Source organism: Colwellia sp. TT2012 (assembly GCF_001440345.1).
In the GTDB taxonomy this organism is placed as follows: Bacteria; Pseudomonadota; Gammaproteobacteria; order Enterobacterales; family Alteromonadaceae; genus Colwellia.
Map to the genome: position 1 here is coordinate 647,611 of NZ_LJYX01000021.1, position 17,462 is coordinate 665,072.

Below are 17,462 nucleotides of genomic sequence, written 5' to 3' on the forward strand. Positions count from 1 at the left end.
ACATCTTTATTAAACATAAGCTAGCCATCATTGCTGTATTAAATTTGGCATTAACCCAATAAACCAGCATTATATTCGAAATAATTCTAAGCTAAGAGTATTTTGTTCTTAGTACACTTTTTACACATGCAATTTATTCTCACCTTCCCTTGAGCAAGCAATTTTACTGAACTTTTGTTAATGCAAAGTAACTGCTAGTCCAATTGTTATGCAACTTGTAATAGTTTGCAATCATATACTTGTGGATAATATACAATATAACATATATAAGTGTAATTGTACTTCTGTGTTGTTCTATTAAAAGCACCTGCTACTGACGAGTAAAAAGTACAACGGGAGTTCGTCAGGTTAAGGACTAAAACAAAAATAATATATAAAAACAAAACAATAGATGAAATTAAAACAGGTATAACAAAATGAATAAATCAAATTTTAAGGCACGTAGAACATTAGCAGCTATCGCTGTTGGTACAGCATTAATGCTATCTATGCCAAGTGCTATGGCAGCAGATACAGGTGTGGTTAAAGGCCATATCATCAGTAATGCAGGCGATATTCTCAGCAATGCTACGATTACACTAAAACATAAAACTAAAGGATTAGTATTCACCGTTCAAACAAATGACAAAGGTAATTACTCATTACGTAATGTACCGGTTGGTCGATATGATATTACTATCACTAAAGATGGTTATACTGCTGCTATAGAATCAAATGTTAGCTTAAGAATCGGCCAACCAGTTATTATTGATAGCCAATTATTATCAGATTCAGCAAGTTCAGAAGAAATTGAACGTATTGCCATTACCGGCAGCAGCATTCGCCGTGTTGATTTATCTTCATCAACTGGTGGAGTCACTTTTAATCAAGAAGATCTGGACAGAATGCCCGTCGATAATGGTTTTGAAAATATTGCTATGCTAGCTCCAGGTACAGCAGCAGCCGGTGGTTCAAACTTTAAAGGTGCCTCAAGTTTTGGTGGTTCATCTTCAGCTGAAAATGCTTATTACTTAAATGGTCTTAATATTACTAATATTAAAACTGGTTTAGGTTCTTTATCAATACCATGGGAAGCGCTTGCTCAAACAGAAGTAAAAACCGGCGGCGTAAGTCCTGAATTTGGCGGCGCGTTAGGCGGCATTGTCAATGCGGTATCAAAGTCTGGTGATAACGAATTTAAATTTGGTGCTCAAGTACGTTATGACCCATCATCTCTGCGTTCAACCCAAGACACTATTTATCTCGCTGGTGGTGAAGTGTCAGATGAAGGTGCTACTCAACAGGATAGCTTAGATTTTACTGAAGCAAGAATTTGGGTAAGTGGTGCCTTAATCGAAGATACATTATTTGCCTATGCTTTATATGAACCACGTAAAGAAAAGCAGAGTTGGGCAGATCAAACCACTACCACAGATCGAGTTAGAGAATCAGATCGTTGGTTTATTAAAGCTGATTGGTTTGCTACTGAAGACCATTCTTTTGGTTTTATGGCAATGAACAACAAGCGTACTTGGACCAACAAAATTTACGCATACGATTCAGCAAATAATGTGGTCGGTGCTCGACGTGGCGTTGATTCACCAGGTGAGGATGGCGGTCAACTATATAGCGTTAACTATAATGGTTACCTTACTGATAACTTCAGTGTTAGTGCTGTAGTAGGTCGCGTAGTGGAAGAAGTGACAACCATCCCAGGTTCAACCGACCCGCTAGTTTGGGACTCAAGAGACGGCTGGAATAAACTAAGTGCTGAGACTGATGCCGAACTCACAGAGGAAGAATATACTCGTGACCAAGTACGTGTTGATTTTAATTTAGATCTAGAAGAACATGCTATTAGCTTTGGTGTTGATTATACCAATGTTGCCGTAGATTATTTAGCCTACCCAAATGGTGAAGGTGATGCTGCCGCTTGGTGGACAGTTCGTGTCGCTGGTGATGGTAGTATTTCAGGTGCGCCAGTAGGTGATGTTTATATTGAAAAACGGGTACGTAATCGCTTTACTGACTCAGATGTAAGTCAATTAGCTTTTTATGTAAATGATTCTTGGCAAGCTACTGATAACTTGGTATTAAATATGGGTGTACGTTATACCCAATCTAAAAATACCATGACCAGTGGCGAAGCGTATGTTGATTTTGATAATCAAATAGCACCACGTTTACAAGCAATATATGATTTAGCAGGTGATGGCACGTCAAAAGTATATGCTACATTCGGTCGTTATTTCCAACCTGTTTCTGCAAACATGAACATTACTCAAGGTGGTTCGGCTACAGATCTTCTTGATTATTATCGTACAGATCAACTAGATGCTGATGGTTATCACCCGGTTTTACTTGCTGATGGCTCACCAAGTCGTGGCGCAACATACCGTGATACCTATACCAGACAAGACAGTAGCAACTTAGCCGCTGGCGGCATTGCTTCTACGACATTAAAACCTATGTACTCTGATGAAATTACTATTGGTTACCAAAAAGAAGTATTTGATACTATGACTTTTGGTACCCGTGTTATCTGGCGTGAGCTAGGTCGCGGTGTAGAAGATAGTGATATCACTTCGCCACTTAATAAAAAGTTAGCTGAACTTGGTTTTGATGATGTTGGTGGTGTTTGGTTCTTACATAACCCTGGTGAGAGTTTAACCATAGAGCAAGACTTTGATGGCAATGCTGACAATGGTGTGGAATCAGTTACTTTATCAGCCGCTGAGATGATGTTACCTAAAATGGAACGTTATTATGGTGCATGGGAATTCACCCTTGATGGTTCAATCACGGATAGCTTCCGTATTAACTCTTCTTATACCTACTCTAAAAACTGGGGTAATACTGAAGGTTTAGTTAAAACAGATAACAACCAAGCTGATCCAGGTTGGACTACTTCATATGATTATGGCGATGTGATGGATCACGGTTATGGTTTATTACCAAATGATCATACTCATGTATTCAAACTAAATGGTAGTTACGATATTACTGAAGACTTAATTTTTGGTTTTGTTTCAAGCATTAGTTCAGGTCGCCCACAAAGTTACCTTGGCCGTCATCCATTAAATGTTGATAGCTGTACTGCAGGTAATGTATGGGACGCCTGTGAAGGTTATTACGGTCACTCAAGCTTTTATGATGAAAATGAACAACCCGCCAAGCGTGGTACAAAAGGTAATTTAGATTGGGTAACTAATATTGATTTATCATTGACTTATATGACTGAACTAATGGGTAGTGATTTATCATTTAAAGCAACTGTTTATAACGTACTTGATAGTGATTCAACAACGAACATTATTGAAACTAGAACACATGACGATGCAGATGGTAATTTTGGTCTTAACCCTGAATATGGTCGTGTTACTGACCGTCAAACAGAGCGTTATGTTTCTTTTGTTGCCCGTTACGAGTTTTAATAGTTAACGTTTAATAAAGATATTAGCTATCGCTAAAATAAAAACCGCTCTTCTGAGCGGTTTTTTTATGACTTAATTTTAATCACATATACTGTATTTTCCTTACCTAGGCAAAGCTCACCGATAAAGCTGTACATAAAACCAGTAAACGAATTATACTTAAGCAATTGTTGTTAATCACTAACTCTTGGATCGGGCTTGAAACTCTACATTGCCGAAAAACCTAGTTTAGGGCGCGCCATTGCCGCCGCCTTACAACTCTCTATTAAGGGAAGACATAAAAATCATAGAACCCATATCGAGCTCGGTAATGGAGATGTGGTTAGTTGGTGTATTGGTCATATTTTGGCGCAAGCCGATCCCGAAGATTATAATGCAGATTTAAAAAAATGGCGCATGGACACCTTGCCGATAGTGCCTGAGCAATGGCAATTAAAACCCATCAGCCGTACTCGCGCGCAACTGACTGTTTTACGTAAATTGGTAAAACAAGCCTCTGAGATTATTCACGCCGGCGATCCTGACCGAGAAGGACAATTACTGGTTGATGAAGTAATTGATTACTTTAAAGTATCAAAAAGCAAAAAGGCTAACATTAAACGCTTACTCATTAGCGATTTAAACTTACCGGCAGTTAAGCGAGCGCTTAACTCACTAAAACCTAACAGTGACTTTATGCCTTTATCTATTTCTGCTTTAGCGCGTTCTCGTGCTGATTGGCTTTATGGTATTAATCTAACGCGTGCTTATACCTTGCAAGGGCAAAAAACTGGTTATAACTCAGTATTGTCAGTGGGTCGTGTGCAAACACCTTTATTAGGTTTAGTGGTCAGGCGTGATCAAGAGATAGCCGCTTTTATTAGCAAACCTTTTTTTCAAGTACAAGCCCACATTGCTTTAGAGGAAAATGAAGCTATTGCTTTTACCGCGAAATGGCAACCCAGTGATAGCTGTCAACCTTATTGCGATGAAGAAGGCCGAGTCTTGGTTAAAACCTTAGCGGAAAATGTTGTTAAGCGTATTGATAACCAACCAGCAAAGGTTAGTAAGCTTGATAGTAATGAAAAACAGCAAGCAGCGCCGTTACCCTTTAATTTGTCACAATTACAAATCAGCGCGGCCAAGCAGTTTTCCATGAATGCTAAATTGGTGCTTGATGTCTGCCAGGCCTTGTATGAAAGACATAAATTGATCACCTACCCGCGCTCTGATTGTCGTTATTTGCCGAAAGAACAACTAAAACAAGCCAGAGGCATTGTTAATACTCTGGCGCAATCATCTTTACCTTGTAATAAACCCGCACAAGGGGCAAACACCGCTTTAGTAAGCAAAGCATGGAACGATAAAAAGATAACCGCCCATCATGCCATTATCCCTACCGAAAAATCACCGGAAAACATTAACTTAAATACCTTTGAAAAAAACATCTATTTGATGATTGTCCGCCAGTATTTAATACAGTTTTATCCTGCGTTTATCTACCAGCAAACCAAAGTTACTTTACTCATCGCTGGTGGAGTTTTTATTAGCCAAGCTAAAATAGAGAAACAACAAGGCTGGCAGGTACTTTTCCCGATAAGTAAAAAATCGCTGACTGCAGATGAACAGGAACAAACGCTGCCACCTTTAACAAAAGGGCAAATATTACATTGCCAACAAGGGGAGCTACTAGAGAAACACACTTCTCCACCACAATCGTTTACCGATGCAACCTTGCTTGCCGCCATGACAGGCATTGCGCGTTATGTCAGTGATCCGGCCATTAAAAAAGTATTAAAAGACACCGATGGCTTAGGTACAGATGCCACTCGCGCCGGCATTATTGATTTACTCTTTAAACGGGGATTTTTACAACGCCACGGCAAAGCTATTACCGCCACAGAAGTGGGCATAGCCTTAATTAACGCGCTACCTGAAATGGCTACCCTGCCCGATATGACAGCGCAATGGGAAGCTACACTCACCGCGATTAGTGAAAAAAATGCCAGCTACCTAAGCTTTATGCAGCCCTTAACCAATACGGTTACCGAGATGGTCTATGGCGCCAGTCAGCAATCTTTTGCCGGTTTACCCAAGGTGGCTTTTAAACCGAAGCGCGGTAAAGGTAACTTTAAGAAGAAAACGGCAAAGAAGCCCGCTAAAAAATCTGGTTAGCACTGAAAGTAACTAACTTAAGTTGCTTTTTAAAGCGCCAAGCAATGCGGTATAAATAGGGTCGCAAAACTCAATGACCTCGCCCTCATTAGATGAAGTAAAACTCGAGCTCCATTCAACTAAGGTACCAGTTGTACTTTCAGATAACTTCACCACACCTAAGTAATTATCTACTGCAGTCTTAGCTAATGGGCCGGGTCCATCATCAACAGAATAAGAAAAAGTATAATTATTGCCATCTAAGCATACTAAGGTTTCATGAAAGGCATCATTGAGAATTCTTTTAGCACCTAAGTCTGTGCCGCTAGTCTGACCCACTTTAACTAAGGAAGTGATCACGCCTTCCGCCCATGTCATATCATGAAAATCACGTATTTTTTGCCACACTGTGGCAACCGGTGTCGCAATTTCTATATTTTTATAACACTTACCCATGAGCCAACTCCTGTTAGTTTACCGCTTTAACGCTAAGTTTATGCGATAACAAAATAGTTGCCAGTAAGGGCAAGATAAAATAGTCAGATGATAGCTTTCATACTATGCACGTCCTTAAATATTACTTTAGCGAACACTAAGCCATAGCCAAGTCTTCTCTATCGTCTCAGATTGTAATATCATCAAAATATTCTGATTAACCCCTAGAGAACAAGATGATCATTTTGCAAAGTGCCATGGAAAAGAGCAACCTTTATAAAGTTGATGAGTTTGGCGTTAAAAACTATAACTATGGCGCCATAGGCATGCTGTCATTAACTTTGTTTGCTTTGCTTAATGCTGGCTTGGGTTATGTGACGTTTCTCGCTGAAACTAGCGTCGCCAACTCACCAGTGAAAAATTATGCGGACGCTCTTTGGTTAATGTTAATGTCATCAACGACCATAGGTTTTGGTGATGTTTATCCAATAACTTTTATTGGTAGAGCAGCTGTTTTTGTGATGTTTATTTTGGGTGTCGGCATTTTAGCTGGCGCTGGTGCAGTATTTGCCAATAAGATTTTTGGCTTTGCTGATACCAATATCAAAAATAGAGAGCTACGAAAGCAAAATGAACAAATTATGCAGCAGAATATGGCGATCCATGCCAAGCTAGAGCAGCTAGAAAAGAAGTTAGAATTTCTTAACAAATAGAGCCGCTGTTAACCCTATTCTATCTCAGCTACTAACATTTAACTATCATCACTTTTTTTGCTGAATTCGTTATGAAATACTATGTCGTTATATTCAGTTTTTTTTGCCCTTTAGTACTTGCCGACGTTAGTGAACTTAGCGGTGAACTCAGAATTGCCACCTACCTCGAACCTCCTTTTGTTGATTTAGTCGATAATCAATTGGTTGGTCCAAACATAGAAATAGTAAAGTTATTAGCCAAGGCTCTCACACTAAAAGCGGTATTCGTACGTTGTCCATTTGCTCGTTGTTTGTCTATGACGAAACGCGGTCAAACGGATATGATATTAGGTTTAAGAAACTTACCTGAACGACAAAAGGACCTAATATTTATTGAACCGCCTTTATTGGTACAACGGCAACCATTGCGTTTTTTTACCTTGGCAACTAAAGAAATCGTAATAAATAATTTCGAGGATTTAAAAGATTTAATTGTCGGTACAATTCGTGGCGCCACCTATTACCCCCAGTTTGATAACAACCAAACAATAAACAAAGTAGAAATAACCTCCAGAGAACAATTAGTCAAGATGCTACTGAAAGGTCACATTGATGTTATTTTAGAGCGAGAAGAGTCAATCGTACCGCTACTCCCTAAAACTGAATATCTACAAAAAATTGCTTTGGCAAATTACCAGTACGATAAAACCGTCAACAGCTATATTGCACTTTCAAGACATTCAGCCAATAGTCGCTATGCGGCTTTATTATCACAACATTTAGCGGTTGCGATAGAAAATGGTACCATTGACAGTATAAGAGCTAAATACTCTCACTAAAAAAGAGTCTAGGATGACACGCACCACTACTTTATTGATCAGCATAATTACCATTATCTGTATTAGCGCAGTGATATTTTTTATCCGCTTAGTACCAAGTGATAAATCATCAGACATAGCGGTTACTCTACCGATTAAGTTAACCAGTGAGTCTAATGAGATTGAACCAGTATCGGCTTACAAAGCTAATAACAAAGAGATAGCCAAAGAGATCAATGAAGTATCTTTGCCGAGTATAAGAGAGGATGAAAATTATATCCTTGCTTGTCAAACCAGCGTTGATTACGAAGAAATATATAAAAACAATATTACAAAAGAAAAGCTCGACTATTATTATGATTATCTTGAAAAATCTAATACACCTGAGCATCAGCTCGCTGCTATTTTATTTACTTCAGATACTCAACAAGATTCAAAGTTAAAATTGCTGCACGATTATCTTGAAGCGTATCCCAATAATAAATTAGCCTTAATCGATTTAATTGGCCTTTGCTCTAACAATGTAGAGCATAGTGTTTGCAGTAACGTCTTATTCAACAGAGCCAGTCAAGTAGACGGTAACAATGGCGCACTTTGGCTACAAATAGCCAACTTTCATGCTGCCAGTGGTAATAAACAAGCAACCTTGAACGCTATCAACAAGGTAAATAAAGCAAGTAACTTTAATGACTATTATTATCAACACCTTGCGCTCTTCATGCGTGCCTCAAAAGGTACTTTAGATATCAGTGATAATTTAAGAGCTATTGCAAGTCTTGGTTATCATGGAGCAATAGCTATACATATTAGCGACATCACAAAGTTCTGTACTTCAACTGATAACTTGGCCAATAACAGAAAACACACATGTTTGGTATTAGGGAAAACATTAGAAGAAAGCGGAACAAATCGAGTTCTCAATACCATAGGTCTAGCGATTCAAGAAGCAATTTATCAAACTGAAGGTAATGATGAGCTATCAACGAAAAGCAAAGCTAGAAAAGCAGCCTTTCATGACCCTATTGAATCAGTGCTTTTTAACAAAGCTGGAGAGTTGATGATTAGAGATCCGAAATTATTTCAATATTGGCTGAGTAATGCCGTTAATTATGGTGAGGTTAAAGCGGCTAATATGCTGATAGAAGAAGCTATTTCACTATCAAAAAATAGACATTATAACCCTTGCTCAATCGAATAAAATATTGTGATAACAACTGCCAAATCTCAGCTAACTTTCAGCATCCAGATCACAAATCAGGTTTTACTATCTTCCTTACACCATCTAAGGTATAACAGCGCAATGAAAATTCCAAAGCGACTATTACCTCTCGTAGAAGAAGGTATAATTGATGAAGTACTCAACCAATTAATGAGCGGTAAAGAAGCAACTGTTTACCGCGTTCGTTGCGGTGATGAAATTCGCTGCGCCAAAGTTTATAAAGAAGCCAACAAACGCAGCTTTAAAAAAGCATCGCAATATACCGAAGGTCGAAAAAGCCGCAGTAGCCGACGTGCTAGAGCCATGGAAAAAGGCTCTAAGTACGGTAAGAGCCAACAAGAAGAAGCTTGGCAAAATGCTGAAGTAGATGCCTTGTATACCCTTGCCGAACACGATGTGCGTGTACCACAACCTTATGGCTGTTTTGATGGTGTGTTATTGATGGAGCTTATCACCGATGAAGAAGGTGATGTCGCACCACGACTAAATGATGTTGTTATGCCCGCTGAGCAAGCCATTGAAGATCATGCACTGATGATGATTTACATCATGCGCATGCTTTGTGCTGGTATAGTGCATGGTGATTTATCAGAATTTAATGTTTTAGTTGATGCTTATGGCCCTGTCATTATCGACTTACCACAAGCGGTTGATGCCTCGGCGAATAACAATGCCAAAGCTATGTTACTGCGTGATGTCAACAATATCACCAGCTATTACGCCGAATTTGCCCCGACTCTAGCCTTAACTAAGTTTGCTGAAGAAATGTGGGCACTCTATGAAGCGGGTGAGTTAACGAATACCACCAAGTTAACCGGACAATTTGCCGAGGATACTCAAAACGCCGATGTTGAAACTGTGCTGGCAGAAATCCAAGCGGCTTTTGAGCAAGAGCAAGACCGACTGGCCTACCTTAAAGAAGCGGCGGAGCAAGAGTAGATAACCCTACCTTTAGCGGTTATCTTTAGAAAACATTAGCTATTTTTTAACTATGACTTCGAATGAAAAAGGCATATTAACCTAGGTTAATATGCCTTTTTTATTATGACTATTCAGCCATTATTTCTTGGTATATTTTTCTAACCAGTTAAATACTTCCTCGTACCAAACCACTAAGTTATCAGGATTACGAATATGATGATCTTCATCGGGGAACATCACTAAACGGCTATCAATACCTTTACGTTGCAAGGTAGTAAATGCCGCTAAACTTTGTGCGTAAGGTACGCGGTAATCTAATTCACCTTGAATGACTAACATAGGTGTTTGCCAGTTATTAACATAAGCAGCAGGATTGAATTTTGCATAATCAGGGCTTACCTTACCTTTATTACTACCCGTTTCTTTACCCCAAGAAGGGCCACCCATATCGTATTCTGGGAACCATAATTCTTCGGTAGTTTGATAAAAACTTGGCATATCGTATAAACCAGCGTGATTGATCAAACATTTAAAACCGGTAGGCCAGTTGCCGGCAATCCAGTTCATCATATAACCACCGTAAGATGCCCCTAACGCACACGCATTATCACCATCTAACCAAGGTTGGTCTTTAACGATAAATTCCAAACCTTTTTGTAAGTCTTCTAATGGCTTACCACCCCAATCACGACTGATTGAATGGGTAAACTCTTGGCCATAACCAGTTGAACCGTGGAAATCGACCATCACTACACCATAACCCTGAGCTGCCCATAATTGCGCATTCCAACGGAAATGGAACATATTACCAAAACTACCTTGTGGGCCGCCGTGGACTAAAAAAGCAATAGGGTATTTTTTACCTGCTTCAAAATTAGCGGGCTTTAACCAGTAACCATAGACAGTTTCATCATGCCAACCTTTAAAGTTAAACTGCTTATAATCAGCAAAATCAACACCAGCGAGTTTATCTTTATTAATAGCAGTGAGTTGTTTTAAATCATCACCATGATTATCAATGGTAAAAATATCTTTTGGTGAGTTTAAGGTATGACGAGTAAAGTAAAGTTTGCTGCCATGGCTCGATATATCACCATTACTGCCGACATTGTAAATTTTGCGCACTTCATCAAATTCAGGGGTAATAGAGAAAATACTCTTTTGACCAACATCCTGGGCCACCACATACAAGGTTTTATTATCGGGAGCAAAAGCTAAGCTACTAATTGAGCGATCCCAATCACTGGCAACAGCACGCGTTTTACCCGTTCTGTTATCACGAAGTTGTAAGGTAAATTTATCCGCTTCATAACCTGGTATTTTCATTGATTTATAAGCTAAGAAGCGGCCATTGGCCGAATAAACCGGATTGGCATCCCACGCTTTGTTTTGTTCAGTAATATTTTTTAAGTTAAAAGCCGCTTGGCCTTTCGATAGTGCCACTTCAAAAATATCAAAGTTAGTGGTCCAAGCATGATCTTTAGCCGCAGCTTTACTGGAAGAATCTTTCGCTGCAAAGGCTAACGAGCTAGCATTTGGGTGAATAGTTACTTGGCTGATACCAGCAAAATCACTTTGCCAGTTTGGCATTATATCTTGAGCGCTGTTAAGTTGACCGTCTTTACTTAGATGAGCAACAAATAAATGCTTTTTATATGCTGTTGTCCAAACATCCCAGTGACGCACCATTAATTGCTCATAGGTGCGGATATTATATTTCTTCTCTTTATCAGCTTTTTTAGCCTCTACTGTACAAACTAAGCTGTCACAACCTGGCTTCACGGTAAATGACAAAGCAAAGACTTGGCCATTTTTAGCTAACTTAAAGCCGTTAATAGCTAATGGAAAGTCAGAAATTTGCTTGGCTTTATTTTCGTTTATGCCCTGTTGCCAAATTTGGCTACTACCACTACGTGCAGAGAGGAAGTACACCGATTGACCGTCCTCAGCCCAAACCACATTACTTTCACTTTTCTCATGGTCGGTAAACTGGCTGACTTTGCCCGTTTTAACATCTTGTCGATAAAGATGATTGTCGCTAGCGCCTTTTTTCAACCCATAAATTAAGATATCTCCTTGAGGAGAAACACTAACATCATGTAATTTATTTAATTGATTTAGCTTTTCAACGGTAAAAACTTCGCTATTAGTGTGTGCAGTAGCGCTTACCGATATTGATAGCGATACAGATGCAGCGAAAGAAATTGCTGCCAGGGTAAAGTGTTTTTTCATTTTTAATCTCATGTAAAACAACCTAGATTGTGAGTGCAGCCAGAATATACAATCTACCTTTGTTAAGCAATATGGTCGGTGACGGTTAGCGGTTTAACTTTGTAAACTAAAACCACCAATGGCTGACACTAATTACAGCGCAGCTAATATTTAGACCATAAAAAACGCCAGCTTGGTAATCAAGCTGGCGTTGCTATTGTTTTGTATCTTTCTGCTGAAAGCTTGTTATTACTTAGCCGCTTGCTGCGCTTTTTTATTGCTTTTCTCTTGGCGACGTTCTTCAATAAGGTTTTGAATATCACCACCTATGTGTGATTCGCCACGTGCCTCAGCTAAAGAAATTTGACGCTGACGTTCCGCATAACGATTACGTTGCTGCTCAGTGACTTTGTCATGACAACGATGACAACTTACCCCTTTAACATAATGCTCACTGGATTTTTCTGCTTCAGTTAACGGAAAGCGACAAGCAAAACATTGGTCATACTGTCCTTGCTCTAGGTCATGATTAACCGCGACCCGACCATCAAAGACAAAACACTCACCTTGCCACAGTGTCTCGGTACTCGGCACTTCTTCAAGATACTTTAAGATGCCGCCTTCAAGATGATATACCTCGGCAAAACCTTGCTCTTTTAGGTAAGCGGTAGATTTCTCACAACGAATACCACCGGTACAATACATGGCTACTTTTTTGTGTTTGTTTTTATCTAAGTTGTTCTTCACATAGTCAGGAAACTCACGGAAAGTTTCGGTATTTGGGTTAATAGCATTTTTAAAAGCACCAATTTCGATTTCATAATCGTTACGGGTATCAACCAACAGCACATCTGGATCAGAAATTAAGGCATTCCAATCTTTTGGTTTTACGTAAGTACCGACCACGTGATTTGGATCAATACCCTCAACCCCCATGGTGACGATTTCTTTTTTCAACTTCACTTTAGTTCGGTGAAATGGGTTTTCTTCACTATACGATTCTTTATGAGAGATATTATCTAAACCTGGCTGCTTGCCTAAAAAATCCAGTACGGTATCAATACCCACTTGAGGGCCAGCAATCGTACCGTTGATGCCTTCGGCTGCTAATAACAAGGTACCTTTGACCTCAACACTGGCCATTTTATTGGCTAATGGTTCACGTAATGCCTCAAAGTCCGCTAAACGCACAAACTTGTATAGTGCACAAATAGTAAAGGCATCACTTTTTTCTGCGGTAGCTGTGGTAGCTGTCGATAAATGGTTTGCTGATGAACTCATGGTTTCTCCATTGAACTAGCTGGAACGTAAATCCAGTGCTGTAGATTAAATTTTTAACTCACTATTTTAAAATACTAATAAACGTAACAATGCTCACGTTTTTAGGGGGCGCATTCTAGCAGAATTCTTTGACAATGAACATAGCTCACTAATTAACCATTGTTATTAAGTGTGTGATCTTGTTGTGCTTAGGGAAAATTTTTTCAGGATATAGGTGCTCGATTGAGCAATAACCAACTATTGGGATTAAGAGCAATATAGTCTTGGCGGTTACCGCTATAAAAAAGCCCGGAAAAACCGGGCTTTCATAAACAACTATATTAAAACATTACTGAAGATCAAGCTGTAATGTTAAACCACTATGACTGCCATTAACCATAATGTAATTCCAACCACTGGTCAGATTGTTTATGGTAATAGTTTCGGTATTACCTGAAGTCGCTGATTTAGACGTGTAATTAGAGGTTGATGGCCAACCAGCATTACTGAAGTAAAGATCTGCATTTCCTGAGCCATGTTCAGTACGAATAGTCGCTGAAGATGAACCATTACTATCAAAGTAGAAATATAATGCACCACCCGTACCAGCACTAACACAAATAGGTGTACCGTTCTCAGCAGTCACGTAGTCTTGTGGTGCTTGAGCAGCACACGCATTTGTTAGTCCACTCGAACTACCACCTTCGATCACGGCAGATGTTGAAGTATAATTACTAGCGCCATCATTATCAGTAACGGTAAGTGTTACGTTATAGCTGCCACCATTAGTATAAGTATGCCTTGGATTTGTTTGACTACTGCTTGAACCATCACCAAAGTTCCAGCTGTGCGTGGTGATTTGACCATCTGGATCGTATGAGTTACTGCCGGTAAAGCTTACGCTAGTACCTGCCGTGCCCGTATAAGGTCCACCGGGATCAGCAACAGGCGTCTCGTTTGGCGTAGTTCCACTACCTGCTTGATAACTAGCCTGTAATGTTAATCCAGAGAAAGACGCATAAGCTTGCACACTTACATACCAAGTACCCGCTTGAGGATTAGTTTCAGTACAGCTTTCACTGTTACCGCCAGCATAGGGACGACAATCATATTGATTAGTCGTCGGTGCAGAAGCGTATCGAGTATATAGATCCGCGTCACCATTACCACCACTGATAGAAATAACTAAATCCGTTGCGTTAGCAGGCACTACAATAGTGTAATCAATGGACTGCCCAACATTTGCCGAAAGGCCATTAACCGCAACACCATTTTTCAGGGTGCCACCACCGCTGCCACCAACTGTGGCAGTAGTATCTACGGTTGTCGACAAACCTTGATTATCGGTAACCATTAAAGACACTGTATAACTCGTTTCAACTGAATAGCTATGTGATGGGTTCGCTTGATTACTGGTATATCCATCACCAAAATCCCAGCTATAGTAGCTAACGCTGCCGTCAGGATCGTAAGTGCCAGCGCTGCTGAAATTTATGGCTGAGTTTACCGAGCCTTGATATGGACCATTAACGTAAACTACTGGTGCCTTATTTTGACCTCCACCGCCGCCACCAACTGCTGCTGCTGCATCAGCAATACCGTAACCACAACCAGAACAACTTCCAGGGAAAGCTCTAGCCGTGTTTTTTAATTTAGTTTCTATAGCCGAAGGACTTGTTGCGGTACCTGATGCATAAATTAACGCGGCAACACCAGCAATGTGCGGAGCTGCCATACTTGTGCCCGACATGTAAGAGTACGAGTCACTGCTCGGAGAATAATAGCCGGTATTATGCGTTGATAAAATGTTAACACCTGGCGCCGCGATATCCACTAAAGCACCATAGTTAGAGAAGTATGCGCGACTACCCGAAGAATTTGTGGCGGCAACCACAATAACATTATTACAGTTTGCCGGGCTAGAACCCGAAACATTAACCGCGGAATTACCCGCAGCCACTACAATCGTGGTGCCTAAATTTACGGCTTGGTTAATTGCGTTTTGATAAGCAAAGCCACAAACACCACTACCACCTAAACTCATATTGATTATTTGTGCAGGATAGCTGTTATTTGGCACACCTGGAACATAGCCACCAGCGGCCCAGACAATCGCATCAGCGATATCAGAAGTATAACCGCCACCAGAGCCCAATACACGTACTGGTAAGATTCTCGCACCATAGGCAACACCGGCTACCCCATAGCTATTATTAGTTACAGCGGCTACTGTGCCAGCAACATGGGTACCATGCCAACTGCTGCCGCCACCATTGTAACTATCACCAGGATCAGAAGCATCTGAATCACGGCCATCACCATCTCGAGCCATTGTAGGGTCAGAAATAAAGTCATAACCGCCCACTAGGTTACCCGCTAAATCACTATGATAGACTACACCAGTATCTAAAACCGCAACAATTACCCCCGAACCGTCGGTAGTGTTCCATGCTTTATCAGCATTAATGCCACCCGTCGCATCAAAATAGTGCCATTGATCTGCATAGCGAGGATCATTGGGGGTAAGCGTTGGATACATCAAACGATCAATTTCCACTTCGTCAATGCCAATACCCAACTCCATTTCATTGATGATTTCTTGGAGTTCAGCTTCGCTAAAATTTTGCCCTAATTCAATAACACTTCGCCCATCCCACATGGTTTTCACTTCTTTTATCGACGTTTTATTCAGTCGGGTGATTGAGCTCATTAGCGTTTTCATAGAAGGTGCATTTGCTGATGCCATCATGACAGGGCTGCTTTTGACAATGAGCCTAGGCATTTCAGCAGAATATACCGTAGAGGCGCTTGCTAGGCAGGTAAGTGCTATCGCCGAATAAAGCAATTTATTTTTAAAACGTTCCATTTTATTTATGTCCTGTAGTTTTGTTTAGTTAAACAAGAAAGCTAATCAGGTTTTATAAAATTAGAGAAACGTGAGTAGCTGCCTTGTTTTATGTTTTTATTTTTATTTTTAACAACTACTATTATGGATTTGCTGTAAACCACTGTGACTCAAAGCACGAATTATTCGATAGCGTTAAGTTATTACAAGCTACTTCAATCTCATTCAGTAATGAATATTAAAAAGTACTGCAAGCATTAGATGCCAAATCCAACCCTAGCAAACCTGTTTGATAAAGTATAGCAAGTACACTCAAATAATTAACACCCCAGTAACCTTTTGTTAAAATCCAATTAACCTTATTGGTATTATCAATGATATTGCTGATAAACGACAAAATGCCTATATATTTAGGCATTTCAATGAGTATAAGTTAGCTAAGTTATACTTGAGGATTAACCTACTTTGCTTTTTGCATATACCCGTCACCATTCAAAGTGCTCGATTTCAGTGGGAATTAAAAGGGCTTTAGGCAAGGAAAATAATTGAAGCATAGTCATTCTATGGTTTAATTATTTAACGCGGTATAAAGTCATTTTAAACCCATCGAAGAAGCGTTTGAGCAACATCACTTCATCGTTGCTGTAACTCATAATGACGCTACATGGATGAAGCTTATTAGAGAATGCAGACGGTACAGGAAGTACCTTATACGGATAATGCAGGAGCAATTATCCTGAGCATATTCTCCTGAACAACCATTATTTCATCACAGCGCCTTGAATTGAAATTGCTCAATCACTCTGAAACATGCATCTTGAATGGTTACGGGTATATATCGCCAACTGAGCCAAAAAGCTATGCATGCTTTTAGACATTTTCATTGACAACAAGGGTTTCATTATCCGACCCATACACCACTAAGAGACATTGATAATTCAGAAGTGACAACCACTTGGTTATCGCTTTTTTGTTCAACCTTAATCGCATTTTGTAGGTTAGATAGAAATCCCGATAGTTTTTACAATGCCTTTAACAATAGGGAGGAACTGTTCGCCGAAGTGTTGGCAAAGTACAGCGAAAATAGTCCACAAAAAATGATGTTTAATCCTGTCAAAGATAAGAGTGTCAAGACAGCTATATCAGTAGAAATGCGTCGAATATGTAACTTAATGTTCAATGAGCAAAACGTTCGGGGTTGCTTAGCGTCTAACTCCATCAGTGAACTGATCAATAAAAACACCACACTCGAACCAGTTATCAAACAATACTTTGTTTCCAACATAGAGTACTTTGAAAATATACTGGCCATTGCCCTTGAGCAGGGCGAAATAGAAAATTGCGACCTACACCTCAAAGCACTAGCATTGCAAAACATGTTGATCGGATTAAGCGGCATGTCAAGAATTATTGACACTGAAGAAATGCTTTGGGATACCGCTAGACAAAGTTTAGTTTCCCTTGGTCTTTATCAGGATTAAGGTTAGCCCACTGAAAAAATTAAGAACTACAAGT

At 39.8% G+C, this 17,462-nt stretch carries 11 protein-coding genes; 7 read left to right on the forward strand and 4 right to left on the reverse strand.

Features of this window, described 5'->3' with window-relative positions; translation table 11 throughout:
* Window positions 1-416: 416 nt before the first annotated feature.
* Together ASU03_RS16815 and ASU03_RS16820 are read left to right on the forward strand one after the other, a co-directional pair.
* Complete coding sequence (locus ASU03_RS16815) at window positions 417-3,413, forward strand: TonB-dependent receptor (protein WP_057832907.1); 2,997 nt, start codon at window positions 417-419, stop codon at window positions 3,411-3,413.
* A gap of 198 nt (window positions 3,414-3,611) precedes the next feature.
* On the forward strand, window positions 3,612-5,567 hold the full coding sequence (locus ASU03_RS16820) for a DNA topoisomerase III (RefSeq protein WP_057832908.1): 1,956 nt from the start codon (window positions 3,612-3,614) through the stop codon (window positions 5,565-5,567).
* 12 nt (window positions 5,568-5,579) lie between these two features.
* Here ASU03_RS16820 and ASU03_RS16825 read toward each other — a convergent pair whose 3' ends face one another.
* Window positions 5,580-6,002, reverse strand: coding sequence for an SRPBCC family protein (locus tag ASU03_RS16825; protein WP_057832909.1), 423 nt, complete (start codon window positions 6,000-6,002; stop codon window positions 5,580-5,582).
* 215 nt (window positions 6,003-6,217) lie between these two features.
* Between ASU03_RS16825 and ASU03_RS16830 the strand changes: the two genes are divergently transcribed.
* The 4 genes from ASU03_RS16830 (at window position 6,218) to ASU03_RS16845 (ending at window position 9,649) form a co-directional block, all read left to right on the forward strand.
* Window positions 6,218-6,694, forward strand: coding sequence for a potassium channel family protein (locus tag ASU03_RS16830; RefSeq protein WP_057183019.1), 477 nt, complete (start codon window positions 6,218-6,220; stop codon window positions 6,692-6,694).
* A 71-nt stretch (window positions 6,695-6,765) separates the two neighbouring features.
* A complete protein-coding gene (locus tag ASU03_RS16835; protein ID WP_057832910.1) occupies window positions 6,766-7,512 on the forward strand; it encodes a substrate-binding periplasmic protein in 747 nt (248 codons plus the stop codon).
* A 13-nt stretch (window positions 7,513-7,525) separates the two neighbouring features.
* Window positions 7,526-8,689 (forward strand): hypothetical protein, encoded by a 1,164-nt coding sequence (locus ASU03_RS16840; RefSeq protein ID WP_057832911.1) that lies wholly within the window; start codon window positions 7,526-7,528, stop codon window positions 8,687-8,689.
* Window positions 8,690-8,791: 102 nt separating this feature from the next.
* Window positions 8,792-9,649: a PA4780 family RIO1-like protein kinase gene (locus ASU03_RS16845; RefSeq protein ID WP_057832912.1), complete on the forward strand. Its 858-nt coding sequence runs from the start codon at window positions 8,792-8,794 to the stop codon at window positions 9,647-9,649.
* A 120-nt stretch (window positions 9,650-9,769) separates the two neighbouring features.
* On the opposite strand, the gene ASU03_RS16850 is transcribed toward ASU03_RS16845, so the two are convergent.
* From ASU03_RS16850 to ASU03_RS21155, 3 genes are all read right to left on the reverse strand, one after another.
* Entirely contained in the window at window positions 9,770-11,863 is a 2,094-nt protein-coding gene (locus tag ASU03_RS16850) for a S9 family peptidase (protein ID WP_057832993.1), read from the reverse strand.
* A 228-nt stretch (window positions 11,864-12,091) separates the two neighbouring features.
* Complete coding sequence (gene trhO / locus ASU03_RS16855; RefSeq protein ID WP_082627318.1) at window positions 12,092-13,123, reverse strand: oxygen-dependent tRNA uridine(34) hydroxylase TrhO; 1,032 nt, start codon at window positions 13,121-13,123, stop codon at window positions 12,092-12,094.
* Between the two features lie 328 nt (window positions 13,124-13,451).
* A complete protein-coding gene (locus ASU03_RS21155) occupies window positions 13,452-15,968 on the reverse strand; it encodes a S8 family serine peptidase (RefSeq protein WP_057832913.1) in 2,517 nt (838 codons plus the stop codon).
* 1,040 nt (window positions 15,969-17,008) lie between these two features.
* On the opposite strand from ASU03_RS21155, the gene ASU03_RS16870 reads away from it, so the two are divergent.
* A complete protein-coding gene (locus tag ASU03_RS16870; protein ID WP_057832915.1) occupies window positions 17,009-17,428 on the forward strand; it encodes a hypothetical protein in 420 nt (139 codons plus the stop codon).
* Window positions 17,429-17,462 lie beyond the last annotated feature (34 nt).

Excerpts from the sequence above, each read along its gene's own strand:
- ASU03_RS16840 (WP_057832911.1), top strand. The coding sequence starts at position 7,526 with ATGACACGCACCACTACTTTATTGATCAGCATAATTACCATTATCTGT.
- ASU03_RS21155 (WP_057832913.1), bottom strand. The coding sequence starts at position 15,968 with ATGGAACGTTTTAAAAATAAATTGCTTTATTCGGCGATAGCACTTACC.
- ASU03_RS16850 (WP_057832993.1), bottom strand. The coding sequence starts at position 11,863 with ATGAAAAAACACTTTACCCTGGCAGCAATTTCTTTCGCTGCATCTGTA.
- ASU03_RS16825 (WP_057832909.1), bottom strand. The coding sequence starts at position 6,002 with ATGGGTAAGTGTTATAAAAATATAGAAATTGCGACACCGGTTGCCACA.
- trhO (WP_082627318.1), bottom strand. The coding sequence starts at position 13,123 with ATGAGTTCATCAGCAAACCATTTATCGACAGCTACCACAGCTACCGCA.
- ASU03_RS16830 (WP_057183019.1), top strand. The coding sequence starts at position 6,218 with ATGATCATTTTGCAAAGTGCCATGGAAAAGAGCAACCTTTATAAAGTT.
- ASU03_RS16835 (WP_057832910.1), top strand. The coding sequence starts at position 6,766 with ATGAAATACTATGTCGTTATATTCAGTTTTTTTTGCCCTTTAGTACTT.
- ASU03_RS16815 (WP_057832907.1), top strand. The coding sequence starts at position 417 with ATGAATAAATCAAATTTTAAGGCACGTAGAACATTAGCAGCTATCGCT.
- ASU03_RS16845 (WP_057832912.1), top strand. The coding sequence starts at position 8,792 with ATGAAAATTCCAAAGCGACTATTACCTCTCGTAGAAGAAGGTATAATT.